The organism is Klebsiella sp. CN_Kp113 (assembly GCF_040064585.1).
GTDB classification, from domain to species: domain Bacteria; phylum Pseudomonadota; class Gammaproteobacteria; order Enterobacterales; family Enterobacteriaceae; genus Klebsiella; species Klebsiella michiganensis.
Genome location: NZ_JBEAID010000046.1, coordinates 1 through 25884, shown reverse-complemented (window position 1 = coordinate 25884; position 25884 = coordinate 1). Strand labels below are relative to the sequence as shown.

The window sequence follows — 25884 nt, the reverse complement described above, 5'->3', positions numbered from 1 at the left end:
AATTGCAGGGCTGCTGAATGAAAAAGACGCTTTTCTGGTTGCTGGTACTGGTACTTTCGCCCATTGCCGTGCTGGTGGTGATCACGCCGATGGACAGCCAAAAGCAGTATATTTTTGGCCTCCTGAGCATCGGTATTCTCTTTGTGATGGGGTTCAGTAAAAACCGCAGCGTTTCCGTCATCATGGTGGTGACATCGCTGCTGATGTCGACCCGTTATATGTATTTCCGTTTAACGCAGACCCTGCATTTTAACTCCACCATCGAAGCGATTCTGGGGATGGGGCTGTTTCTGGCGGAAGTCTATATCTGGGTGATGCTGCTGCTTAACTACCTGCAAACGGTCTGGCCGCTAAAGCGTGAAATTGTCCCGCTGCCGGATGATATGAGCAAGTGGCCGACGGTGGATATCTATATTCCCAGCTATAACGAACCGCTTGAGGTGGTGCGTGATACGGTGCTGGCTGCGCAGTGTATTGATTATCCAAAAGATAAATTAAAAATCTATTTGCTGGATGACGGTAAGCGCAATGAATTCGCGGTATTCGCCGCCGACGTTGGGGTTGGGTATATCACCCGTAACGATAACAAACACGCCAAGGCGGGCAACCTCAACCACGCGATGACGCTGACCCACGGCGAGCTGATCTGCGTTTTTGATTGCGATCACGTGGCAACCCGCGTCTTTTTGCAGGCGACGGTGGGCGGATTCCTCAACGATCCGATGCTGGCGCTGGTGCAGACGCCGCACTACTTCTATTCGCCGGATCCCTTTGAGCGCAACCTCTCCGTGGGCCGCAATATTCCCAACGAAGGGATGCTGTTTTATGGCCCGATTCAGCAGGGGAACGACAACTGGAACGCGACCTTTTTCTGCGGCTCCTGCGCCGTCATTCGCCGCGCCGCGCTGGAGCAGATCGGCGGCTTTGCGGTAGAGACCGTGACCGAAGATGCCCATACCGCGCTGAAGTTCCAGCGCCTGGGCTGGAAGTCGGCGTTTCTTGATATACCTCTGGCGGCCGGCTTAGCCACCGAACGTCTGGTGGTGCACGTGATTCAGCGTACCCGCTGGGCGCGCGGGATGACGCAAATATTCCGTCTGGATAACCCGCTACTGGGCCGTGGGCTGACGTTCCAGCAGCGCCTGTGCTATCTCAGCGCCATGCTCTATTATCAGTTCGCCCTGCCGCGGGTGGTCTTTGTCACCGCACCGCTGGCCTACCTGCTGTTCAACCTGAATATCATCTACTCCTCGGCCAGCCTGATTGTCTCCTATGCGCTGCCGCATCTGTTCCTCGCGATCTATGTCGGCTCGCGCATGAACGGCCGCTATCGTTACAGCTTCTGGGGCGAAATCTACGATATCGTGCTGGCGTTCCACCTGGTACTGCCGACGCTGGTGACCATGATTTTCCCCAAACGCGGGAAATTCAACGTGACCGATAAAGGCGGCCTGCTGGACGTGGGCTACTTCGACTTTACCGTCGTCAGACCGCACCTGGTCGTCGCCTGTCTGCTGGGCCTGGGGGTGGTGGTCGGTATCGTCCGCGCTATCGGTCACGACTACTTTGGCTCAGACCCGAACGTTATCGCGCTGAACGTCGGCTGGGGGATTTACAGCCTGATCTTCCTGCTGGCCGCCATTGCCGTGGCGCGCGAAACCCGTCAGGTGCGAAAAACGATTCGTATTGATGTCGATATTCCGGTGCTGATCCACTACACCAGCGGCATTGTCTCCCGCAGCCACACCGCGGACCTGTCCATGGGCGGCTGCCGCGTAAGCGCGCCGGATAAGCGTCACCTGCAGGATGAAATCGAAGAGATTGAGCTGACTCTCCAGTCCGGCGCGATTTCGATCCCGGTGCGCCAGGTCACCGCTGACGACCAGTTTATTCGTCTGCAATTTGATGAAAATATTCAGCTCTCCCGCCGCCGCGAGCTGGTGCGCGTGGTGCTGGCCCGCGCCGATGCGTGGATTAACCCGCCGCGCCCGCAGGACAACCCGTTCCGCTCTTTTGCCACCATTTTGCGCTGCGTATTCGAACTGTTCTGGCTGACGTGGAAGACGCGCCGTAGCCAGCGTCGTCAGCCGCCTGCGGCGAATCCCGCGCAGGAGGATGGCAGCCTATGAAACGTTTAACGACGCTTGCGCTGCTGGCCGGTATGCTCTCTGCGCCAGCGCTGCATAGCGAGGAAACGCCCCCGGACGCATTGCCGCCGCTTAATTTTCCGCTACCTGATGCGCAAGCCAGCGGCGCGTCGGCGCCTGCCAGCGAGTCGAATTCGCCCGCCACGACGGAGCCCGCGCCGGCAAACGTCCCTCAGCCGGCTTCGCTACCCGCGATGCCGTCGCCGGTTGCCTCTGGGGTCGCTGATACGGTGCCGCTAACGCCGATTGTCGGCGGAGACCTGAACCTCATGCAGATGGGCATGCCGGACGGCATCATCCTTAGCGGTGGACAAAACCAGGGCGGCGCCAGCTTTACGCTGCCCTCCGATCAGGTGGTCACCCACGCCCAACTGATGCTGGATGTTAAGGTCTCGCCGGAGATGGCGTCCCGCAACGCCACGCTGCAGTTAATGCTCAACGGCCAGCCGCTCGGCACGCTACCGCTGGGCGCGGACGGCGAGGAGATCTCGCACTATCAGCTGGATATCCCGGCGGCGCTGATGGTCTCCAGCAACAACCTGAGCTTTAAGATTAACGACGGCGATGCAATGCAGTGCCGGCTCGATATTCACGACACCTCGCGGGTGACCATTTTGCCCGCCTCCCACTTTAGCTGGGAGAGCCAGCAGCTTAATATCAGCAACGATTTAGGCCATTTCCCGCGCCCGTTTTTCGACAGCATGCAGATGACGCCGGCGGATATCGCTATCGCGTATCCGGAGAAACCAACGGCGGATATTTTCAGCGCTGCGGCGCTGGTGTCGTCATGGCTGGGTATTCAGGCCGATTATCGCGGTATCGCTTTTGACGCGCTGCGCGATCGCCTGCCCGAGAAGCACGGTATTATCATCGGCCACCCCGGCGATCGGGTGGGCGGCCTGACGCTACCGCAAACCGACAAGCCGCTGCTGCGGATCGTTGAGAACCCCGGCAATCCGGCCTATAAGCTGCTGCTCATCGTCGGCCAGAACGACGCGGCGCTGCGGATGGCCGCCTGGCGCCTGACCCGCGGCGATTTCGCCCCGCAGACGGCCAGCATGGATGTTGATCCGCAGACGATAGCCGTCAGCAAGCCGTACGACGCCCCGCGCTGGATCGCCACCGATCGGCCGGTAAAAATCAGCGAGCTGATCCGCCAGGATCAAAGTATGACCGTCAGCGGCGTATGGCATGAACCGCTACGCGTGGCCTTCCGCGCCGCGCCGGACCTCTACCTGTGGGATGGCGAAACCATTCCCCTGCAGATCGGCTACCGTTTCCCGTCGGAGAGCTGGATTAACGAGGATAAGTCGCTGTTGAGCGTGACGCTCAACAACACCTTCCTCAACAACCTGCCGATGAATAAACAGGGTCCGCTGGAGAAGCTCTGGCGTCACCTGGGCGGCGACGCGCGTCAGGAGCGTTTCACTATCCCGCTGGCGCCGTATCTGATTTACGGCGATAACCAGCTCTCGCTCTATTTCAATCTGGTGCCGAAGGACAGCGCGCCCTGTTCGGTTCTGCTGAACAGCACGATTAAAAGCCGCATCACCGACGACTCGTGGATCGATTTGAGCGGTACGCGGCACTTCTCGCTGTTGCCGAATCTTTCCTATTTTGTCGGCGCGTCGTTCCCGTTCTCCCGGTTGGCGGATTATTCGCAAACCACGCTGCTGCTGCCGGAACAGCCTTCGGAAACGCAGGTCGCGACGATGCTGAATCTGGCCGCCCGTTCGGGTAATTCGACCGGTAAAGCGCTGGCCAATAACCGCGTGATGCTGGGCGTTCCTGACGACGGCGCGAATGCGCTGTTCCTGCGCGCTCGCGATGTCCTGGCGGTGAGCGCCCTCGATCAGAAAGCGTTTAATCAGCGCCTGCTGGCCGATTCTCCCTATCAACCGGTCGATAACCTGCTGAGCGTACGTGAACCGGCGCTATGGACAAAAATTCAGCGCAGGCTGAGCGGCGACTGGGCCTCCGACGGCGTGGATGCCGATCGCTATTTCTCTTCCAGCAGCGCCTGGCGCGGGTTTATTAGCTATCGCTCGCCGTGGAACCCGCAGCGGGTGGTCGTGGTGGCGATGGCCAGCAGCGACGATCAGCTGGCGAAACTGGAAGACGATCTTAATTCACCGCGCATCAATGCCGGTATTCGCGGCGATACGGCGGTGATTACCAGCGATAACGGCGTGCGTAGCTTCCAGGTCAGTACGCCGTTCCCCAGCGGCCAGATGCCGTGGTACATGATGGCGGTGTGGTATGCCAACCAGCACTCCGGCCTGCTGGCGGTGCTGGGGTTAATCGCCACGTCCATTCTGGGTCTGGCGCTGACCGCGATGTTCAAACGTCATGCCCGCAAGCGCCTGGAGTCGGGAGATAGCCAATGAAAAGAGTCAGTAAAATGAATACGAAGGCGGCCCGTCAATTTTCCACGCTGTGCCTGTCCGGCGCGCTGACGCTTGGCGCCTTCGGCGAGGCGCAGGCGGCGGGTAACGATGCGGCGCTGCAGGCGCTGTTTGCGCAGGCCAACTACTGGCACGAAAAATCGCACGACGAGCTGGCGATGGAATCGCTGCAAAAAGTGTTATCGGTGGATGCCAACAACGCTCAGGCGCTGTACCTGATGGCGCTGTGGGCGCAGCAGGGGGGCAACCTGCAGGCCGCGGCCCAGTGGCGGGCGCGACTGGAGAAAGCGGCGCCCAACAGTCCCGGCCTGCAGGATCTGGATAGCGCCAAAAAAATGGCGCAGGTCCCGCAGGGGCAGCTCAACCTGGCCAGACAGCAGGCGCGCAGCGGCAACGTGCCCGCCGCGCTGGCGACCTGGCGGAGTATGTTCAACGGCAGCGTTCCGCCTTCCGGACTGGCGGCGGAATACTACATGACGATGGCCAGCGACAAATCGCTCTATCCGCAGGCGTTGAGCGAACTGCGTCAGTACGTCGCTCAGCATCCGCAGGAGAACGGGCCGCGCGTGGCCCTGGGTAAGGCGCTGACATGGCGCGAAGAGACCCGCCGGGAAGGGATCGCCATGCTGGAGCCGATGGCCAGCGGCAGCAAAGAAGCCGATGCGGGACTGCGTCAGGCGCTGCTGTGGATGGGGCCGCAGCCGGGAGATGAGCCGTTTTACGATACCTGGATGCAGCGCCACCCGCAGGATAGCGAAGTGCAGAACTACTTCCGCGAACGGCGCAGCGGCCAGGCGCGCGGTCAGGGTTACGCTGACCTGAACAGCGGCAATACCGCCGCGGCGAAGCAGCAGTTTGAACAGGTCCTGCAAACCAATCCGCAGGATGCTGACGCGCTTGCCGGGATGGGCTATATCGCCCAGCGCAGCGGCGATTTTCAGGCGGCCTCTCAGTATTTGGGCCGGGCGGCGGATCTCGGCGGCGAGGGCTCTGAAACCCGGCGTCAGCAGGCAGGGGATGCGCTGTTTTACGGCCAGCTTGCTCAGGCGCAGCAGGCCTATAAGCAAGGCAACATTAGCCAGGCGCTGGCGCTCTCCGCGCCGCTGGCGCAGCAGAGCGGGACGCAGGGCTCGGCGGCGAAGCTGTTCCGCGCCGACGTTCTGCGCCACAACAAAGACCTGCCCCAGGCCGAACAAACGCTGCGGGCGCTGCTCAACGAGCAGCCGCAAAATGGCCCCGCCCGGGAGAATCTCTATTACGTTCTGCGTGAACAGAATAAAACCGCAGAAGCCCAGTCGATGCTGCGAACGCTGCCGGAAAGCCTGCAGCAAAAGCTGCAGCCGCGCGTGGTCACCGGGACGCCGGGAGACTCCCTGCGTCGACAGGCCCAGGAGCAGGCCAGCGGCGGTAACGTGTCCGGGGCGATCGCCACGCTGCGCCAGGGCGTTTCTCGCTATCCGGACGATGCGTGGATGCGCCTCGATCTGGCCCGACTGCTGCAAAAATCCGGCAACGACGGCGAGGCGAATGCGATTATGGGCGCCGCGTATCGTCCCGGCGCCAGCAGCAGCTCGCTGTACGCCACCGCCCTTTTCGCCAGCGAGAACGGCGGCTGGCAGCAGGCGCAAACGCTGCTGGCAAGAATTCCCCCCGCCAGCCAGACCAGCCAGATGCGCGATTTGCACCAGCGGGTGAACTACAACCTGCAGCTGGCGACGGCCGAGGGGTATCTGGCGCAGGGTAATTCCGTCGCGGCGTCCAATACGCTGAGGGCGATGGCCGCGACGCCGCCAAAAGCCCCGGCGGATGTCGGTAAACTGGCGCGCCTGCTGGCCCAGAGCGGCGATGTCACTACCGCGGTATCGCTGGTGCGTAACAATATTAACGGCGGCATCTCCGGCAACGCCGGGGATTACGCCGATCAGGTGACGGTGCTTAACCAGGCTGGCCTGACCAACGAAGCGCAGAGGCTGCTCACCAACCCGCAGCTGCAGGCAAGCAGTACGCCGACGCAGCTGGCCAGCATTCGCAACGGCTATGTGATTAACGACGCGGATCGCCTGCGTGAGCAGGGTAACTACGCGGCGGCGTATGACAAGCTGATGGGCGCCATGCAGAGCGACCCGCAAAATACCGACCTGATGTTCGCCATGGCGCGTCTCTATCAGAGCGGCAAAATGAATAAAGAGGCCGGGGTCGTCTATGACTACCTGATGACCCGCGATACGCCGACCCAGGACGCGCGCAGCGGGGCTATTGATGTCGCGCTGTCGGCGGGCGATAACGACCGGGCGGCGCAGCTGGCAGGCGGGCTGCGCCCGGATAATTCGCCGGACCGTTTGCTGCTGCTGGCGCGCGTGGCCGAATCGCAGGGCCATCATCAGCAGGCGATGACCTATCTGCGCAGCGCTCGCGGCAGGCTGCTGGGGTTACAGAGCAGCAACGGTACGCAAACGCCGACCGTGGGCGGCGTGCTGGCGGCGGATAATCCGTTCGTCGGCGTCTCGCGCACGCCGGCGGCGACGCGTACCGCCTCCAGCTACGGGCAATATATGCCGTGGCAGGTTTCACAGGTATCGACGGGCGATGGCAGCACGCTGCCGGGGATCCAGCGCACCGATCTGCCGGTCGAAACCGCGCAGACCCGGATGCTGCGCCAGGTGGATACCATGATGGAGACGTTGCAGGAAAAAACCGGCACCTGGCTGCAGGGGGGCATGGAGGTTCGCGGCCGCGATGGCGAATCCGGCACCAGTAAGCTGACCGAAATCAAAATCCCGCTGACCTGGTCCTCCTCGCCGTTCGGTGATTCGCGTTTCGACTTTACCGTGACGCCGATTACGTTGAACGCAGGGACGGCAACCGGGGACGCCTGGCGGCGCTATGGCGCGAATCCGCTATCAAACGCGGTCTCCAATATGATCTCCACCGCCACCAGCGAGCAGGCGGCGATTGCGGCGATGACCGCTACCGAGCGCACGACGTACTTTGCCAACAATCCGGGGGCGGAGACCTTGAGCGGTCTCGGCACGCTGAATGCTTCAGACTTTAACGCCACCACCAGCAGCGGCATGGAGAATCTGGCGAAGCTGGGCGCTTACGATTCCGGGCAGGTCGCCAGCTATCTGGCTTCTTCAAATCTGAAACCTAACGTTGATCGGGCCAGCGGCTCAACCGATTCGCAAAAAGCCAACGGCGTGGCGCTGGCGCTGGCGCTGAGCGGCGACGAATATCGCGTCGATATCGGCAGCACGCCGCTGGGTCAGGATCTGAATACCGTTGTGGGCGGCGTGAAGTGGTCGCCGAAGCTGACTAACTATCTGTCGCTGATTTTTACCGGCGAGCGTCGTTCGCTGACCGACAGCCTGCTCTCCTGGGTGGGGCTGAAGGATTCCTACTCCGGCAAAACCTGGGGGCAGGTGACCAAAAACGGCGGTACCCTGCAGCTCAGCTACGACGACGGCGATGCCGGTTTCTACGTCGGCGGCGGGGGCTATAGCTACCTGGGACAAAACGTCGCCAGCAATACCAGCATCAACGCCAACGCAGGGGTTTATCTGCGGCCTTACCACGATGAGTATCGTCAGCTGCAGACCGGGCTGAGTATGAGCTACATGGATTACTCGAAAAACCTGAGCTACTTCACCTACGGACAAGGGGGCTACTTCAGCCCGCAGAACTACGTCAGCGTGTCGCTGCCGGTAAGCCTGACGGAGAAATATGATAACTGGACGATGAAGCTTGGCGGTTCGGTGGGGTATCAATCTTACAGCCAGGATAAGAGCGCCTATTTCCCGACCAACGCCGAGTGGCAGCAAACGCTCGAGACCGCTGTGAGCAACGGTTTTGCCAAAGAGGCCTACTATTCAGCCACCTCGAAGAGCGGCATCGGCTATACCCTGCGCGCCGGCGCGGATTACAAAGTCAATAAACAGATGACGCTCGGCGGCCAGGTGGGCTATGACACCTTCGGCGATTACAACGAGAGCACCGCCGGCCTCTATATCCGCTACATGCTGGGAGATCGCTGATCGTGACGGACAATAATAATGCGCTGGTAATGGCCTGGTTTCAGCAGCAGCAAACCCCTGCCGGGTGGTTCGATCTGCTGCTGATTATGGTTGATGGCATGGTCAATAACGCGGGCGAGCTGGAGAGCCAGCCCTTTCTGCGGCAAATGGGCGAGGCGCTGGCCGATGAGCATCCGCTACCGGAGTCGGAAACGCTCGGTGAGCTGGAAGCCAATATGAATGCGCAGCTAAGCCGTTTTCAGTGGGGCGTAGTGAGCGTTGAGGTTAGCGATGACGGCCTGCGGTTACGCCATCAGGCGCTGCCGATGAGCCGCGATGAAGCGCGCCGCGTCCGCTGGTGTAATGCGTTTTGTGCCATACTCGAGGGGCTTTATTCCCGCTGGCTACAGGGACAGGGCGGCGCGGCGCACGTGGTGTTACAGCGCGAGCGGCTGTTTTCGGTCTCTGACGTTCAGTTTCTTTACTTCCATCCCTGAAGGGTGAATTTATGTCCTTGCGTGCTTTAGCGACAGTCGTGGTGACGACGGTGATGATGCTTCCCCACGCGTGGGCCGATACGGCGTGGGAAAGCTATAAATCGCGTTTTATGATGCCGGACGGACGCATTATTGATACCGGAAACGGCAACGTCTCCCATACCGAAGGGCAAGGTTTTGCCATGCTGTTAGCGGTGGCTAATAACGATCGCCCCGCCTTTGACAAGCTATGGCAGTGGACCGATAAAACCCTACGCAACAAAGATAACGGGTTGTTTTACTGGCGCTATAATCCGGTGGCGCCCAATCCGGTGGCGGACAAAAACGATGCCACCGATGGTGATACCCTGATTGCCTGGGCGCTGCTGCGCGCGCAGCAGCAGTGGCATGAAAAATCCTACGGCAGCGCGTCGGATGCGATAACCGCTTCGCTCCTGAAGTCTACGGTGGTCACGTTTGCCGGTCGTCAGGTGATGCTTCCGGGCGCAAAGGGATTCTATCTCAACGACCACCTGAATCTTAACCCCTCCTACTTTATCTTTCCGGCGTGGCAGGCCTTCGCCGCGCGTACGCATCTAACCGCCTGGAGAAAGCTGCAGAGCGATGGCCAGGCGCTGCTGGGAAACATGGCTTGGGGGAAATCGCAGCTTCCCAGCGACTGGGTGGCCTTAAGAGCGGACGGTAAGATGGAGCCGGCAAAAGAGTGGCCGACGCGAATGAGCTTCGATGCGATCCGTATTCCGCTGTATGTCTACTGGAGTGACCCGAAAAGCAGCCTGCTGACGCCGTGGAAAAACTGGTTCCAGCGCTATCCGCGTCTGCAGACGCCGGCGTGGATAAACGTGAATACCGATGAAGTGGCGCCGTGGTTTATGACCGGCGGGCTGCTGGCGGTACGCGATTTAACCCTTGGCGAAGCGCAGGCCGATCCGCAGATTACGCCCCAGGACGACTATTACTCCGCCAGCCTGAAGCTGCTGGTATGGCTGGCAAATAAAGACCAGGCGTAAACTATGGAATGCGCCTCGAATAACGCAGTCGAGCCGGGTGCTGAAATCTGAAGGGCGCCGTAGAATCGTCGGCAAGCCGGGCTTGCCCGGTGAGGCGCAATGTTGCGGGGGCTTGAACCCCGGCGGCAGAGATGAATTGGTTGCTGGAAAGAGAAAACCCCCGCACGTTGTTTGGTATCAACCTGGCAACGTATCGGGGGCTACTCTCAAACCTGAACAATTTGAGGATAGCCGCGAACGGTTGCCATTGCAACAAGGCGGCTGTATGACGCTCGCTCAGTTGGGCCTGGTGCTGTGGGACGATCTGGCGGCTCCGGTGATTGCTGGCATTCTGGTCAGCATTATCGTGAGCCGGATGGATAACCGGAAGTAGCCGGCCGGTGGGTATCTGCCTGCCTTAGTGGCAGCATGCGCCCGAACGGGGCCGCCGGGGGTAACAACCTGCGGCCTTTTTCGTTGTATTGCTGCAACAAAAAATTTCCTGGAATGCGTCTCGCACCGCGCGTAATGGCGGAGTGCGGGTACCCGATCGGGCCAGTAGAATCGTCAGCAAGCCGGGCTCGCCCGGTGAGGCGCAATGTTGCGGGGGCTTGAACCCCGGCGGCATAGAGAGATGGTTGCTGGAAAGAGAAAACCCCCGCACGTTGTTGGTATAAACCTGGCAACGTATCGGGGGCTAACCTCGCATCTAGACCATTCGAGGATAGCCGCGAACGGTTGCCATTGCAACAAGGCGGCTGTATGACGCTCGCTCAGTTGGGCCTGGTGCTGTGGGACGATCTGGCGGCTCCGGTGATTGCTGGCATTCTGGTCAGCATTATCGTGAGCCGGATGGATAACCGGAAGTAGCCGGCCGGTGGGTATCTGCCTGCCTTAGTGGCAGCATGCGCCCGAACGGGGCCGCAGGGGTAACAACCTGCGGCCTTTTTCGTTGTATTGCTGCAACAAAAAAGTTTCCTGGAATGCGTCTCGCACCGCGCGTAATGGCGGAGTGCGGGTACCCGATCGGGCCAGTAGAATCGTCAGCAAGCCGGGCTCGCCCGGTGAGGCGCAATGTTGCGGGGGCTTGAACCCCGGCGGCATCGATGGATGGGTTGCTGGAAAGAGAAATCCCCCGCACGTTGTTTGGTATCAACCTGGCAACGTATCGGGGGCTAATCTCGAACCTCAACAATTCGAGAATAGCCGCGAACGGTTGCCATTGCAACAAGGCGGCTGTATGACGCTCGCTCAGTTGGGCCTGGTGCTGTGGGACGATCTGGCGGCTCCGGTGATTGCTGGCATTCTGGTCAGCATTATCGTGAGCCGGATGGATAACCGGAAGTAGCCGGCCGGTGGGTATCTGCCTGCCTTAGTGGCAGCATGCGCCCGAACGGGGCCGCAGGGGTAACATCCTGCGGCCTTTTTCGTTTATTGCGGATAAGGGACCCAACTGCCGCCGTTCAGCTGAACATACGGTTTCCCCTGGTATTGAATGACGATGGCGTTGGAGTTTTCCGACACCGCCGCGCTCTGCGGCAGGTTGGCAATATACTGCTGCCAGTTGATGTCGTTTTCGTCAAACATCTTGCCGTCGAGGGCGCGGACCACCAGCTCAGAAATCGCCAGGTAGCTGCTTGGCTGGTTGATGATAATCGGCGCATCGGGGTGTCTTGCCTTAATGCCGAAAAATTTCACCGCCGCCGGTACGTTAGTAATGGATGGGCTGGGAATATCGCGCAGGCCGGAAACCTGCATTTTGTCGCCTTTCAATGCCGCACCGTGTTCCGGTACGACGATGACCAGCACCTTACGCCCCGATCTCTCCAGTTCGGTGAAGAAATTATCCAGCTCATCGAAGAACTTCTGCGCACGGGCTTTATAGTCCGCGGTTTTGCTCTGGCCCGGATAGTGGTTACCGTCATGCAGCGGCAGCGTGTTGTAGAAGGTCGCCGTGCGCGGCGTATTCAGCTTATCCAGCGACTGCAGCCAGCGGTTCAGCGTCGCCTGGTCGTCATAGACCGGAGAGCCGTCAAAGCCCTGCAGAATGACCGGCAGGCCGCTTTGATCCATCAGCGGGCTCTGGATCCCGCCCAGCGAGCGAAGCTCCTTCAGGAAGTCGCCGAAGATACCGTTGTGGCCGAGCATCAGCTGCTGGGTGAAGCCCAGCTTCGCCAGGTTTTCAAACAGATAGCATTCGCTGCCCGATGGCTGATAAAGGTTCGCATGAGAGAGCTGGCCGCAGCTGGCGCGCAGCAGACGCGCCGCCGCCGGCCCGCTGTAAGAGGTCGCCGAGTTAAAGTTTTTGAACAGCAGGTCGAAATGCTTCCACAGCGGATGATCCATCAGCCCGGCCGCTTCAATATCCGACCATGAGAGCGAGCAGATGTTGATTATCAGCACATCAAACGGCTGGGCATCGGCCGGAAGCGCATCCGGGAAAGTGGTTTTACGTTTTTGCTCAGAAGCGTAAAAGGCATTCAGCCAGTTGGTGAGATTGGCCGACGTCGGCGGCTCGGTCTGCGGCGGAATATCGTTATTCGCCGGCGCAGTATTGGTCGCGATGGCCGTTCCGCCAGCCGTATTAACGGCGGTGTTCGCCGCCGCGGTCGTCGGCTGACCTGCCGGCCAAAGGCTGAAAGAGGGCAGCAGCGGACTGACCACCAGCCAGACCACGATCGCCGAGACGAAAACCGTCACTCGTAGCCACTGGCTGATAAACAGCCACAGGACCAGCAGCACGAAGAACGCGCCGACCATATTCCAGTTAATAAAGCGGGTCACCAGATCCCAGATATAGTCGGCGCTGAAGCCGGCAATCTGCGAGCCCTGGCTGGCAATGCTTTCCGGGCCGGGCAGCCAGGTGTCGTGCCAGAACAACATAAAACCCAGCGGGATCGCTATCCAGTGGCGGATACGGTGCAGCTTATACTGCGGAATTGGCACCAGCAGGAAGGCCAGAAACACCAGGTTTAACATGGGATGAAAATTGAGGTATCCGCCCCATAGCAATGCGAACTTCACCAGAAAGTAGAAGTTCCAGCCAGATAAGCCTCGCCAGTACCGCCAGAGCGGAAGCGACGCGGTGGGTGTTTTGGGTTTGGTCATTTCGTTGATTTGCCTTGCCTGGATGTCGCTTCCCGGCGCAGCACGCCAGCCGGTTTGACATAACGGGGTTTAAAGAACATCAGTCTTAATGTGGTGCGAATACGCCGCTGGTAGTGGCGCGTCAGGTATCCCAGCGGGAAGAACAGCAGGGCGCACAGGACGACCAGCTGAATAATATCGGCGATAGACATCATAAGGTTGGCTCCCCATCAATGGACAGACGGTGCGCCTCGGGGTTGCGCCGCCAGCTTCGCCCGTCATGGGTGGCGTTGATGGTTTCATTTTTGCCAAGCGAAATGGGCAGCGGCGTGTTCCAGTTCTCCGGCAGAATCCCGCGCATCTGCATGATTTCAGCCGTTATTTGCTTATCTTCAAACCAAATCATGCGGTTAGAAAAAATATCGCCGGTTGGTAAAGGGAAAATATGGTTTAACGCGGTATCCAGGTCGTTCACCCGGCAAAATGACAGAAACAGCACCAGGCGGTTGTTGCCGATGGTCATAATGTCGCCCATACGGTTGGGCTTACACAGCGTCAGCGCCTGCTCTACGCGCAGGCCGGGCGCCGGGCGCAGCGCCACCATTACGCCTTTGCCATCGGCGGGCAGCATGGTGTTGGCCATAATATTGTGCACCGCTTCGCAGAAGTCCCCCCATTTCTGGTAGCCGCGCAGTTTTAGCGGCTGGCTCCAGGTCAGCAGAGTATTAAAATCTTCCGGGATATGGCGAGTAAACTGCTGTTTTTGAACGCTTTCTATAAGCGTGAGGCAGCGGGATAACGGCGCGCCGCTGGGAATAACCATATTGGCGCCGCTGCTCAGCAGCAGGCGTTCATCGGTGGCGCGCAGGCTTGGCGTTTGTTCGCGGACGACGATTTTTAACGCGCTGCCGCGCTGGCGGCGCAGGGTATGGATATAGCGTCCCAGCTGTTCAATCTGTTCGTTCTGGGTAATGGAGAAGATCAGCGTTGCCGCCTGCGCCATCCTCCCGGCGTTGAAAACGGCGTCATTGGTATCGAACAGCGTCCAGTATTCGGATAGCGCGGGGGCACCTTCCAGTACGCGCAGATTGCTAAGAATGACTTTTTCGTCGCTGCGCGGTTGCACCACCGTTTCTTCATCCTGTGCCAGCCGCCAGCCGTTTTCATCCTGAAGAACAATGAGCTGCTGCCGGGCGCTGATGCCTTTTTCGCTCCCCCACCAGGCGATATCGAACAGGTGGTTATCCCCCTGGTAACGAATACTTGCCAGGCCGGAAAGCGAACGGTACTCGCGTAATAAAGGGGAGAGTTGCTTATCGATATCGTGCCCGGAATTAAGTACTAGTAATGAACAACGATGATAATTAGTCCATCGATACGATTTCTCAACCCAATTGCATAAATCATCGCTTTTTATATTCTGCCAGGCATTTTCAGCGCATAGCAGAATAAACAAATAATTGCCAGGTTCGAGGGAACAAACTAAATCGCGGTGCATTTCTTGCAGCCCCTCAGCACGGTTCGGCATGCTAAATAACGCCACCTTTTCTGGCCCGCAATTTTTCTCTAATTCAATGATTTTATTTGGGTTATCACCCATGACTATCGCCGCAACCTGGCTCTGTTTATCCTGGGCCGCCAGCGTATGGTTGAGCAGGCTTACCGCGTCGGCATAGCGGTCGACATTCAGCCACCATACTCCACCCACGGGCATATGGCGTACTTCGTCCCATAATGATGAAATACCCAAAGAATATACGATATCCACGGCGTCCCTCGTGAGACTTGATTTACACTTGATTAGTTTACTAGCGAAAGCGTCAGAGTAAACCTAACATTGAAATTAAAGGACATCAGTTTTAGCATGTAAACATATTTTAAGGATGATCTTACGCCTCTCGGTTTAATTTATTGTATTTTCCAACGGACAGAGAAATGCCAGCAAAAGAGCCTGCTGTACCCACCGATGCGACTTTGGGCTACACGTTTCAAAATGATTTCCTGGCGTTAAGCCGGGCATTTTCCCTGCCTGATATTCACTACCACGATATTTCCCGACGCGAGCAGTTAACCGCGGCGCTAAAACGCTGGCCATTACTGGCTGAATTAGCAGAGAAAAAGTAAGGAAGCCGTCGATGGCGATTCTGGGATTACAGGGGGTGCGCGGCGGTACCGGCACCACGTCGATTACCGCTGCGCTGGCCTGGGCGTTGCAATTACTCGGTGAAACCGTACTGGTGGTGGACGCCAGCCCGGACAACATGTTGCGCTTTTTTTTCAACGTCGATTTCAGCCACAAAGCGGGCTGGGCGCGCGCCACGATCGACGGCAGCGACTGGCGCGACGCCGGTCTGCGCTATACCTCGCATATCGATCTTTTGCCCTTTGGTCAGCTGACGCCGGGCGAGCGCGCGAACATTGACCAGCTTCAGCCGACGCTGGCGCCGATGGCCGGGATGGTGCAGAAGCTCCATCAGCAGGGCGATCACCGCTGGCTGCTGATTGACCTGCCGGACGGTTACTCGCCGCTGACCCGCTCCCTCATTGACGTCTGCGACCGCACGCTGGTCATCGTGCATCCGGACGGCAACAGCCATATTCGCCTGCATCAGCAGGCGCTGCCGGTCAATAGCGATATTTTGATTAACGATTTGCGCGTCGGCAGCCAGCTGCAGGAGGATTTGTATCAGCTGTGGCTGGAGAGCCAGCGCCGCATTCTGCCGGTGACTATCCATCGTGATGAGGCGATGGCGGAGTGTCTGGCGGCGAAGCAGCCGCTCGGCGAGTACCGGCAGGACTCTCTGGCCGCGGAGGAGATACTGACGCTGGCCAACTGGTGTCTGCTGCACTACGCCGGGAAGGGGGCGGAATGATTCGCCTGAGCACCTTACTGCTGGCGCCGCCGGTCGGGAAACGGCTGAACGAGCGCTATCGCGACTATCGCCAGCACGGCGCGTCGTGGCTGTCGGCCGCGCTGGGCTGCCTGTGGGCATCTCTGGCATGGGCGTTTATGCCGCTGGAAACGCCGCGCTGGCAGGCTATTCGCGAACGTCACGGCGAGTTTTTCCCGCATATTAATCCGCATCGGCCGCGCCCGCTGGACCCGATTCGCTACCTGCTGCAGTGCGTGTGGCTGCTGGCGACGCGGGTGCCGGAGCCGGATAAAAAGATCAACTGGCGTTCGCTGGCGGCGCTGGAAGGCGTCCAGGGGCGCTATGCCCAGTGGCTGGAAAAGCTGCCGGAAAAGGTTAACGCCCGCACCGGTCATCTGGATAAGCATAAAGAGCTGGCTCACCTGTCGCCAAAGCTGCGGCGGTTTATTCTGGGCACGATAACCTTTTTCTCGCTAATCCTCGCGCTGCTCTGTATTACCCAGCCGTTTAACCCGCTCTCGCAGTTTATTTTCCTGCTGCTGCTGTGGGGCGTGGCGCTGCTGGTGCGCCGTATTCCGGGACGCTTTTCGGCCCTGATGCTGATCGTGCTGTCGCTGACCGTCTCCTGCCGCTACATCTGGTGGCGCTACACCTCGACGCTCAACTGGGATGATCCCGTGAGCCTCGTGTGCGGGATAATTCTGCTGTTCGCTGAAACCTACGCCTGGGTGGTGCTGGTGCTGGGGTATTTCCAGGTCGTCTGGCCGCTGAACCGTCAGCCGGTCCCGCTGCCGGAGGATATGGCGCAGTGGCCGACGGTCGATATTTTCGTGCCGACCTACAACGAAGACCTCAACGTGGTGAAAAACACCATTTACGCTTCCCAGGGGATCGACTGGCCGAAGGACAAGCTCAATATCTGGATCCTCGACGACGGCGGGCGCGAAGAGTTCCGCCAGTTCGCCAAAGACGTCGGGGTGCACTACATCGCCCGCACCACCCACGAACACGCCAAAGCCGGGAATATCAACAACGCCCTGAAGTACGCCAAGGGCGAGTTCGTGTCGATTTTTGACTGCGACCACGTGCCGACCCGCTCGTTCCTGCAGATGACCATGGGCTGGTTCCTGAAAGAGAAAGAGTTGGCGATGATGCAGACGCCGCACCACTTCTTCTCCCCGGACCCGTTTGAGCGCAACCTGGGACGATTCCGCAAAACGCCGAACGAAGGCACGCTGTTTTATGGCCTGGTGCAGGACGGGAACGACATGTGGGACGCGACCTTCTTCTGCGGCTCCTGCGCGGTGATCCGCCGCGGCCCGCTGGATGAAATCGGCGGCATTGCCGTGGAAACGGTGACTGAAGACGCCCACACTTCTCTGCGCCTGCACCGTCGCGGGCACACTTCAGCCTACATGCGTATCCCGCAGGCGGCCGGTCTGGCGACGGAGAGCCTGTCGGCGCATATTGGCCAGCGCATCCGCTGGGCCCGCGGGATGGTACAAATTTTCCGCCTTGATAACCCCTTGTTTGGCAAAGGGCTGAAGCTGGCGCAGCGCATCTGCTACGTCAACGCGATGCTGCACTTTCTGTCCGGTATTCCGCGGCTGATCTTCCTGACCGCGCCGCTGGCGTTTCTGCTGCTGCACGCCTATATCATCTATGCGCCAGCGCTGATGATCGCCCTGTTCGTGCTACCGCATATGATTCACGCCAGCCTGACCAACTCGAAGATTCAGGGCAAATACCGCCACTCTTTCTGGAGCGAGATCTATGAAACGGTGCTGGCGTGGTATATCGCGCCGCCGACCTTTGTCGCGTTGATTAACCCGCATAAGGGCAAATTCAACGTGACGGCAAAAGGCGGACTGGTGGAGGACGAGTACGTCGACTGGGTGATCTCTCGTCCCTATATCTACCTCGTGCTGCTGAACCTGGTCGGCGTCGGGGTGGGGATCTGGCGCTTTATGTACGGCCCGGAAAACGAAATCCTGACCGTCTGGGTGAGCATTATCTGGGTGTTCTATAACCTGATTATTCTCGGCGGCGCGGTGGCGGTCTCGGTTGAAAGCAAGCAGGTGCGGCGATCGCACCGCGTGGAGATGTCGATGCCGGCGGCGATTGCCCGCGATGACGGGCACCTGTTCTCCTGTACCGTCCATGATTACTCAGACGGGGGCCTTGGGGTCAAGATTCACGGCGAGGCGCAGGTGCTGGAAAGCCAGCACGTCAAGCTGTTGCTGAAACGCGGGCAGCAGGAGTACGCCTTCCCGGTGCGGGTCGCGCGGGTCAACGGCAGCGAGGTTGGGCTACAGCTGCTGCCGTTAAGCAATCAACAGCATATTGATTTTGTACAGTGTACGTTTGCCCGCGCAGATACGTGGGCGCTTTGGCAGGATAGCTTCCCGGAAGATAAGCCGATGGAAAGCCTGCTGGATATCCTGAAGCTGGGGTTCCGTGGATATCGTCACCTGGCGGAGTTTTCTCCGCCGTCGGTGAAGGTTATTTTCCGCTCGCTCACCATGCTGGTGGCCTGGTTTGTCTCGTTTATTCCGCGCCGTCCGGAACGCGCAGCGGCGACACTCTCGGCAGAACCGGCGATGGCTCAACAATGATGATAATGCGATGAACAGAAAACTCTCTTTGATTTGTGCAGTAGCGGTGGGTATTAGCGGATGGTCTCCCTTCGCTTCGTATGCGGAACCGACGGCGGCGGCGACTCAGGCCGCGCCGACGACGACGGTCCCCGGTATCGCTGGTACGGTGGGGGACAGCCAGCCCACGGCGACGCTTGCCGATCCGGCAGCGCCGGTGGTGGTGCTGGATAACGCTCCGACCCGCGACGTGAAGCTGACCTTCGCCAAAATCGCCCCGCCTCCGGGCAGCATGGTGCTGCGCGGCGCGCGCCCTGAGGGGTCGGTAGAGTTCGGTATGCGCAGCGATGAAGTGGTGGCAAAAGCGCTGCTGAATCTCGACTACACGCCCTCTCCGTCGCTGCTGCCGGTGCAGTCGCAGCTGAAGGTGTATCTTAACGATGAGCTGATGGGCGTGCTGCCGGTCACCAAAGAGCAGTTGGGTAAAAAAGTCAGCGCGCAGATCCCTATCGATCCGCTCTATATCACCGACTTTAACCGCGTGCGCCTTGAGTTTGTCGGCCACTATCGCGATGTCTGTGAAAACCCGGCCAGCAGCACCTTGTGGCTGGACGTCGGTCGCGAAAGCTATCTGGATTTAACCTACCAGTCGCTGAACGTGCGCAACGATCTTTCGCATTTCCCGATACCGTTCTACGATTCGCGCGATAACCGCCAGCTGACGCTACCGATGGTCTTCGCCTCCGCGCCGGGTGTCCTGCAGCAGCAGGCGGCGGCCATCGTCGCCTCCTGGTTCGGCAGCAAGGCGGGCTGGCGCGGCCAGCAGTTCCCGGTGCAGTTCAACGCGCTGCCGGACCGTAACGCCATTGTGTTTGCGACCAACGATAAGCGCCCTGACTTCCTGCGCGAGCATCCGCCGGTTAAGGCGCCGACGATTGAAATGATCGACCACCCGGATAATCCGTACGTCAAGCTGCTGGTGGTCTTCGGGCGGGATGACAAAGACCTGCTGCAGGCGGCGAAGGGGATAGCCCAGGGCAATATTCTGTTCCGCGGCAGCAGCGTGACGGTTGACGATGTCAAACAGCTGCAGGCGCGTAAACCCTACGATGCGCCGAACTGGGTGCGTACCGATCGGGCGGTGACCTTTGCCGAGCTGAAAACCTACGAACAGCAGCTGCAATCCAGCGGCCTGGTGCCGGACTCCATCAACGTAGCGCTGAACCTGCCGCCGGACCTCTACCTGCTGCGCGCCAACGGCATCGATATGAACCTGAACTATCGCTACACCATGCCACCTATCAAGGACAGCTCGCGCATGGATATCAGCCTGAACGATCGGTTCTTACAGTCCTTCAGCCTCAACAGCTCGCAGGATGTGAATAAGCTGATTCTGCGCCTGCCGGTGCTGCAGGGGCTGCTGGACGGCAAAACGGAAGTGACGATCCCGGCATTGCGCCTCGGCGCCATGAACCAGCTGCGCTTCGACTTCCAGTATATGAACCCGATGCCGGGCGGCTCTATCGATAACTGTATTACCTTCCAGCCGGTGCAGAACCACGTGGTGATAGGCGACGACTCGACCATCGACTTCTCGAAGTACTATCACTTTATGGCGATGCCGGATCTGCGCGTATTTGCTAACGCGGGCTTCCCGTACAGCCGGATGGCCGATCTCGCCGATACCCTGGTCGTGGTGCCCAAATCGCCGACCGAGGGCCAGGTTGCCACGCTGCTGGAGACGGCCGGCGGCATTGGCGCGCAAACCGGCCTGGCGGCCATTAACCTGCGCATGACCGACGACGGCAGCCAGATTAAGGACAAAGACGCCGACCTGCTGCTGATTGGCTCCATTCCGCAGGCGCTGAAAGACGACACGAAAATCAACCTGCTGGTTGAAGCGACCAAAAGCTGGGTGAAAACGCCGATGCGCCACTACGATCTGGCCAGCATCTATCCCGATACCGAGGCCAGAACGCCGAATACCCGCACCGACGTCACGTCGACCGGGCCGATGGCGGCGATTATTGGCTTCCAGTCGCCGTACAACGATCAGCGCAGCGTCGTGGCGCTGCTGGCCGACAGCCCGCGCGGCAACGAACTGCTGACCCAGGCGCTTAACGACAGCGGTAAACGCGCGGCGATGTTTGGTTCCGTTGCGGTGATTCGTGAGTCGGGCGTCAATAGCCTGAGGGTGGGCGATATTTACTATATCGGGCACCTGCCGTGGTTCGAACGTATCTGGTTTGCGCTCTCCAGCCATCCGGTGCTGCTGGCTATTCTGGCCGCGGTCAGCATCGTCCTGCTGGCATGGGTGCTATGGCGCATGCTGCGCATTATCAGCCGTCGCCGCCTCGACCTTGATGATGAGTAATTGATGATGAACGCGGTGCGCGGTGTGGTGTTATCGGTATTGATGCTGGCGGCGGCGCAGGTGAGCGCCGCCTGCCAGTGGCCGGCCTGGGAGCAGTTTAAAAAAGAGTATGTCAGCGCCGAAGGGCGAATTATCGACCCCAGCGATGCGCGAAAAATCACCACCTCGGAAGGGCAAAGCTACGGGCTGTTCTTTGCTCTGGCGGCTAACGATCGCGACGGCTTCCGCAAGCTGTTCGAGTGGACGCAAAACAACCTTGCCGAGGGCGATTTGCGCGCGCATCTCCCGGGCTGGCTGTGGGGGAAAAAGAGCGATGACGAGTGGACGGTACTGGACAACAATTCAGCCTCGGACTCCGATTTGTGGATAGCCTGGGCGCTGCTGGAGGCCGGACGTCTGTGGGACACGCCTCAGTACACCGAGGTGGGCAAGGCGCTGCTGGCGCGCATTGCCGACGAAGAGGTCGCCACCGTACCGGGGCTGGGGCCGATGATTCTGCCGGGGAGAGTCGGCTTCGTCGATGACCGCGGCTGGCGTTTTAATCCCAGCTATCTGCCGCCGCAGCTGGCGACCTACTTTGCCGCGTTTGGCGCTCCCTGGCCGAAGATACGCGACGGCAATCTGCGTCTGCTGCTGGAAACCGCGCCGAAAGGTTTTTCGCCTGACTGGGTGCGTTACGAAAAAAGCAAAGGCTGGCAGCTGAAAGCGGATAAACCCATTATCGGCAGCTATGACGCCATTCGCGTCTATCTGTGGGTCGGTATGCTCGATGACGGCGATAAGCAAAAAGCTCGCCTGCTGGCGCGCTTTAAACCGATGGCGACCCGGACGATTGACCAGGGCGTGCCGCCGGAAAAAACCAACATCGCGACCGGTAAAACTACCGGCAACGGTCCGGTTGGCTTCTCCGCTGCGCTACTGCCTTTCTTGCAGAAGGAAGATGCACGCGCCATTCAGCGCCAGCGCGTCGCCGATAACTATCCCGGCGCGGATGCTTACTACAGCGCGGTCCTGACCCTTTTCGGCCAGGGATGGGATCAACACCGTTTTCGCTTCACCGCCGGTGGCGAATTACGGCCTGACTGGAACCAGGAATGCACAAGTTCTCACTAAGCTTATTCACCCTCTCCTTAGGCGTCGCGCTGATGCCGCTGGCGCACGCCGCGACTACGCCTGTTCAGGAACATCTACTGGAGCAGGTCCGCCTCGGCGAGGCCAGCAAACGTGAGGATTTGGTGCGCCAGTCGCTCTATCGCCTGGAATTGATCGACCCGAATAACCCGGACGTTGTTGCCGCGCGGATGCGCTATCTTCTCCGCCAGGGCGATACCGCCGGCGCGAAGCAGCAGCTGGAGCGTCTGGCGAAGCTGGCGCCGGAATCGCCCGAGCTGAAAGACTCGCGTGACGAAATGAAAAGCAGCACCGGCGATGGTCGCCAGGAGCTGCAGCAGGCTCGTCTGCTGGGCGTGGCCGGGAAGGTTGATGAGGCCATTGCCGCTTACGAGAAGCTGTTTAACGGCGTTCCTGATGATGATGACGCTGCGATTGAGTACTGGACGCTGGTGGCGCGGCTGCCCGCCCGTCATAACGAAGGCATCAATCAGCTGAAAAAACTCAACGCCCGCTTGCCGGGCAACGTCCCGCTGCAAACGGCGCTGGCGAAACAGATGTTTGGCGATAATAAGCCGGAAGAGGGATTTGCTTATCTGGAGCAGATGTCCCGCTCGGCGGCGGGCCGCGGTATCGCGGCGGACATCTGGTTTAACGAAGTGAAAAGTATGCCGGTCAGCCGGGCCAGCGTGCAGGCGCTGCAGCGCTTTCTCATGCAGTTTCCCACTGGTTCCACCTCGGCGAATGCCCGCGTCCTGCTCGCTCAGCAGCAGACGCAGCTAAAAGACCCGACGTTCCGCGATCGCGCGGAGGGGCTGGCGGCGGTGAAGGCCGGGAAAGGTTCGGTGGCCGTGGCCGATTTGCAGCAGGCTGTGCGGGCGGATGCCAAAGACAGCGACGCGGTTGGCGCATTGGGGCAGGCGTACTCCCAGCGCGGCGATCGGGCGCGGGCGGTTGCCCAGTTGAGTAAAGCCATCAAAATGGACCCGGATAGCCCGAGCCGCGATAAGTGGGACAGCCTGCTCAAGACTAACCGCTACTGGCTGCTGATTAAGCAGGGCGATAGCGCCCTCAAAAGCGGCCAGCTGGCGCAGGCGCAAAATCATTACGCCCAGGCGCAGCGCATAGACAATACCGACAGCTATGCGGTGCTGGGGCTGGGGGACGTGGCGGCGGCGCGTAAAGAAAACGCGGCGGCGGAGCGCTACTACCAGCGCGCGCTGCGAATGGATCGCGGCAACAGCCTGGCGGTGCGCGGTCTGGCGAATCTGTATCGCGCCGAATCGCCGGAAAAAGCCAGCGCGTACATCGCCAGCCTGTCGCCGGGCCAGCGGCGCAGCATTGATGATATTGAACGCAGCCTGACGAACGATCGGCTGGAGAAACAGGCCGAAGCGCTGGAGAGCCAGGGCAACTGGGCGCAGGCGGCGGAAGTGCAGCGCAGACGGCTGGCGCTGGATCCGGATAGCGTGTGGATCGCCTACCGCCTGTCGCGGGATCTGGTCAGCGCGGGCAGCCGCAGCGAAGCCGATGCCATCATGCGCGCGATGGTCAACCGCCAGCCCGGCGATGCCGACCGGGTTTACGCCTACGGCCTCTATCTATCCGGGAATAATCAGGATGAGATGGCGCTGGCGCAGATTAACGCTCTGCCGCGCGGGCAGTGGACGGACAATATTCGCGAGCTGGAGGCGCGCCTGCAAAGCGATAACGTGTTGCGCCAGGCGAATCAGCTGCGCGATAGCGGCCAGGAAGCCCGGGCGATCGCCCTGATTAACCAGCAGCCGACGTCGGTGCGCTACGCGCTCACGCTGGCGGACTGGGCGCAGCAGCGCGGCGACAGCCAGACGGCGATTGCTGAATATCAGCGGGTGCTGGGGCAGCAGCCTGACAACGGCGATGCGCGTCTGGGCCTGGCGGAAGTGTATCTTGCCGATGGCGATAAAAACGCCGCCCGCGCCCAGGTGGCGCAGCTCAAGGGCGAAGATATCGATTCTATCAATATGCAGCGGCGTATCGCCCAGGCGCAGGCCGGGTTGGGCGATCGCGCTCAGGCGCAGCAAACCTTCGCCCGCATCGTTCCGCAGGCGAAAGCGCAGCCGCCGTCAATGGAAAGCGCGCTGGTGCTGCGCGACGCCGCGCGTTTCCAGGCGCAGAACGGCGAGCCGCAGCAGGCGCTGGAAGGCTATAAAGATGCAATGGTGGCCTCCGGCGTCGCCCGCGAGCGCCCGCAGGATAACGACACCTTTACGCGGCTGACGCGTAACGACAGCAGCGATGACTGGCTGAAGCGCGGGATCCGCAGCGACGCGGCGGATCTTTATCGTCAGCAGGATCTTAACGTCACCCTCGAACATGATTACTGGGGCTCCAGCGGTACCGGCGGCTATTCCGACCTGAAAGCCCATACCACGATGCTGCATGTGGATGCGCCGCTGGCCGACGGGCGAATGTTCTTCCGTACCGATCTGGTTAATATGGATGCCGGGAGTTTTTCGACGAACAGCGACGGCAGCTATTCGCCGAGCTGGGGCACCTGCGGTGAAATCGCCTGTAGCGGCGGCAGCAAACATCAGAGCGATAGCGGCGCCAGCGTCGCGGTGGGCTGGAAGAACGATACCTGGAGCGGCGATATCGGCACCACGCCGATGGGCTTTAACGTCGTTGATGTGGTGGGCGGCCTGAGCTACAGCAGCGACGTTGGCCCGCTGGGCTACACCGTGAACCTCCACAGACGCCCCATCTCCAGCTCGCTGCTGGCCTTTGGCGGGCAGAAGGATAACCCTAACGACGGCCATACCGGCAAGACCTGGGGCGGGGTGCGCGCCGACGGCGGCGGTCTGAGTCTGAGCTACGATAAAGGCGAGGCCAACGGCGTCTGGTCTTCGCTGGGCGTCGACCAGTTGACCGGGAAAAACGTCGCCGACAACTGGCGCGTGCGCTGGATGACCGGCTACTACTATAAAGTGGTTAACGAAGATAACCGCCGGGTCACCGTCGGCCTGAACAATATGCTCTGGCACTACGATAAGGATCTCAGCGGCTATACGCTGGGTCAGGGCGGTTACTACAGTCCGCAGGAATATGTCTCCTTCTCGGTGCCGGTCACCTGGCGTCAGCGGACGGCGAACTGGTCATGGGAGCTGGGGGGCTCGGTGTCGTGGTCCCACTCGCGCACCAAAACCGAGGCGCGCTATCCGCTGCTCAATTTGATCCCTTCGCAGTATCGTCATGATGCCAGCCAGCTCACGGAAGAAGGCAGCAGCAGTTCTGGCGTCGGCTATACCGCGCGGGCGCTGATCGAACGACGGGTGACCAGCAACTGGTTTGTCGGGGCGGCGGTGGATATCCAGCAGGCGAAGGATTACACCCCGAGCCATGCGCTGCTGTACGTTCGCTATTCGGCTTCCGGCTGGCAGGGCGATATGGATATGCCGCCGCAGCCGTTGGTTCCTTATGCCGACTGGTAGCAGATTAGGCTGAATTATGCGACAGGGCGCCACTCCACGGCGCTCTTCGCGTATACTCGTTGCCTCCGGCCAGGCAGCCCGATTTCCCCTCCGGTGGCGCGGAAGCTGCATAGCGCGCTGCATCCCGGAGGCGGCGCCAGGGGCGCCTTGTCCGGGCTACCGGCCCGATGGTGGTTGTGAGCGTGTAGCCCGGGTAAGGCGTCAGCCGCCACCCGGGAATGTTCCCCGGTCGCGCTGTGCTTACCGGGGCTACCGGCCCGCGCCGCCTGCGGATTTTGTAGCCCGGACAGGCGCATTGCGCCGCCTCCGGGAAAGCGTCCCGATGGCG

Annotated in this window: 18 protein-coding genes; 14 read left to right on the top strand and 4 right to left on the bottom strand. The window is 60.1% G+C overall.

Translation table 11 applies throughout. The features are described from left to right. Positions 1 to 17 precede the first annotated feature (17 nt). From bcsA (ABLV30_RS25480) to ABLV30_RS25445, 8 genes are all read left to right on the top strand, one after another. Positions 18 to 2129 (top strand): UDP-forming cellulose synthase catalytic subunit, encoded by a 2112-nt coding sequence (gene bcsA, locus ABLV30_RS25480; protein WP_053087481.1) that lies wholly within the window; start codon positions 18 to 20, stop codon positions 2127 to 2129. Beyond that, a complete protein-coding gene (bcsB, locus tag ABLV30_RS25475) occupies positions 2126 to 4534 on the top strand; it encodes a cellulose biosynthesis cyclic di-GMP-binding regulatory protein BcsB (protein WP_265801686.1) in 2409 nt (802 codons plus the stop codon). The genes bcsA (ABLV30_RS25480) and bcsB (ABLV30_RS25475) overlap by 4 nt, the downstream gene beginning before the upstream one ends. Next, positions 4531 to 8583, top strand: a complete 4053-nt coding sequence (locus tag ABLV30_RS25470; protein ID WP_265801688.1) for a cellulose biosynthesis protein BcsC — start codon at positions 4531 to 4533, stop codon at positions 8581 to 8583. Before bcsB (ABLV30_RS25475) ends, ABLV30_RS25470 begins: the two co-directional genes overlap by 4 nt. Then, positions 8583 to 9059 carry a cellulose biosynthesis protein BcsD gene (gene bcsD / locus ABLV30_RS25465; protein WP_032751640.1) on the top strand — a complete coding sequence of 159 codons (477 nt, stop codon included), beginning with the start codon at positions 8583 to 8585 and terminating at the stop codon, positions 9057 to 9059. The genes ABLV30_RS25470 and bcsD overlap by 1 nt, the downstream gene beginning before the upstream one ends. A gap of 11 nt (positions 9060 to 9070) precedes the next feature. Next, on the top strand, positions 9071 to 10069 hold the full coding sequence (locus ABLV30_RS25460) for a glycosyl hydrolase family 8 (protein ID WP_032694184.1): 999 nt from the start codon (positions 9071 to 9073) through the stop codon (positions 10067 to 10069). A gap of 265 nt (positions 10070 to 10334) precedes the next feature. Then, entirely contained in the window at positions 10335 to 10442 is a 108-nt protein-coding gene (locus ABLV30_RS25455; RefSeq protein WP_004855299.1) for a type I toxin-antitoxin system toxin Ldr family protein, read from the top strand. A gap of 368 nt (positions 10443 to 10810) precedes the next feature. After that, positions 10811 to 10918, top strand: a complete 108-nt coding sequence (locus tag ABLV30_RS25450; protein WP_004855299.1) for a type I toxin-antitoxin system toxin Ldr family protein — start codon at positions 10811 to 10813, stop codon at positions 10916 to 10918. Positions 10919 to 11288: 370 nt separating this feature from the next. Beyond that, positions 11289 to 11396, top strand: coding sequence for a type I toxin-antitoxin system toxin Ldr family protein (locus ABLV30_RS25445; RefSeq protein ID WP_004855299.1), 108 nt, complete (start codon positions 11289 to 11291; stop codon positions 11394 to 11396). 83 nt (positions 11397 to 11479) lie between these two features. Here the strand turns inward: ABLV30_RS25445 and bcsG are convergent, their stop codons facing one another. The 3 genes from bcsG to bcsE are packed head-to-tail and all read right to left on the bottom strand — an operon-like array spanning position 11480 to position 14903. Further along, a complete protein-coding gene (gene bcsG, locus ABLV30_RS25440) occupies positions 11480 to 13156 on the bottom strand; it encodes a cellulose biosynthesis protein BcsG (protein WP_025106803.1) in 1677 nt (558 codons plus the stop codon). Further along, the gene (gene bcsF / locus ABLV30_RS25435) at positions 13153 to 13350 is read right to left on the bottom strand and encodes a cellulose biosynthesis protein BcsF (protein WP_014227175.1); all 198 of its coding nucleotides are present in this window, start codon (positions 13348 to 13350) and stop codon (positions 13153 to 13155) included. The genes bcsG and bcsF overlap by 4 nt, the downstream gene beginning before the upstream one ends. Further along, positions 13347 to 14903 (bottom strand): cellulose biosynthesis protein BcsE, encoded by a 1557-nt coding sequence (gene bcsE / locus ABLV30_RS25430; RefSeq protein WP_025106804.1) that lies wholly within the window; start codon positions 14901 to 14903, stop codon positions 13347 to 13349. Before bcsE ends, bcsF begins: the two co-directional genes overlap by 4 nt. Before the next feature lie 167 nt (positions 14904 to 15070). On the opposite strand from bcsE, the gene bcsR reads away from it, so the two are divergent. From bcsR to bcsC, 6 genes are read left to right on the top strand one after another with little or no spacing between them, the layout of a single operon-like run. Then, a complete protein-coding gene (gene bcsR / locus ABLV30_RS25425; RefSeq protein WP_004855289.1) occupies positions 15071 to 15259 on the top strand; it encodes a cellulose biosynthesis protein BcsR in 189 nt (62 codons plus the stop codon). A gap of 11 nt (positions 15260 to 15270) precedes the next feature. Beyond that, on the top strand, positions 15271 to 16008 hold the full coding sequence (gene bcsQ, locus ABLV30_RS25420; RefSeq protein WP_032694187.1) for a cellulose biosynthesis protein BcsQ: 738 nt from the start codon (positions 15271 to 15273) through the stop codon (positions 16006 to 16008). Then, entirely contained in the window at positions 16005 to 18623 is a 2619-nt protein-coding gene (gene bcsA / locus ABLV30_RS25415; RefSeq protein WP_025106806.1) for a UDP-forming cellulose synthase catalytic subunit, read from the top strand. Before bcsQ ends, bcsA (ABLV30_RS25415) begins: the two co-directional genes overlap by 4 nt. A gap of 10 nt (positions 18624 to 18633) precedes the next feature. Further along, the gene (gene bcsB, locus ABLV30_RS25410) at positions 18634 to 20976 is read left to right on the top strand and encodes a cellulose biosynthesis cyclic di-GMP-binding regulatory protein BcsB (RefSeq protein WP_134897509.1); all 2343 of its coding nucleotides are present in this window, start codon (positions 18634 to 18636) and stop codon (positions 20974 to 20976) included. A gap of 3 nt (positions 20977 to 20979) precedes the next feature. Next, on the top strand, positions 20980 to 22089 hold the full coding sequence (gene bcsZ, locus ABLV30_RS25405; RefSeq protein WP_025106808.1) for a cellulose synthase complex periplasmic endoglucanase BcsZ: 1110 nt from the start codon (positions 20980 to 20982) through the stop codon (positions 22087 to 22089). Next, a complete protein-coding gene (gene bcsC / locus ABLV30_RS25400; protein WP_265801693.1) occupies positions 22071 to 25556 on the top strand; it encodes a cellulose synthase complex outer membrane protein BcsC in 3486 nt (1161 codons plus the stop codon). The genes bcsZ and bcsC overlap by 19 nt, the downstream gene beginning before the upstream one ends. Positions 25557 to 25570: 14 nt before the next feature. Here bcsC and ABLV30_RS25395 read toward each other — a convergent pair. Continuing rightward, the coding region (locus ABLV30_RS25395) for a hypothetical protein (RefSeq protein ID WP_348851263.1) at positions 25571 to 25884 on the bottom strand (314 nt) is incomplete at its 5' end.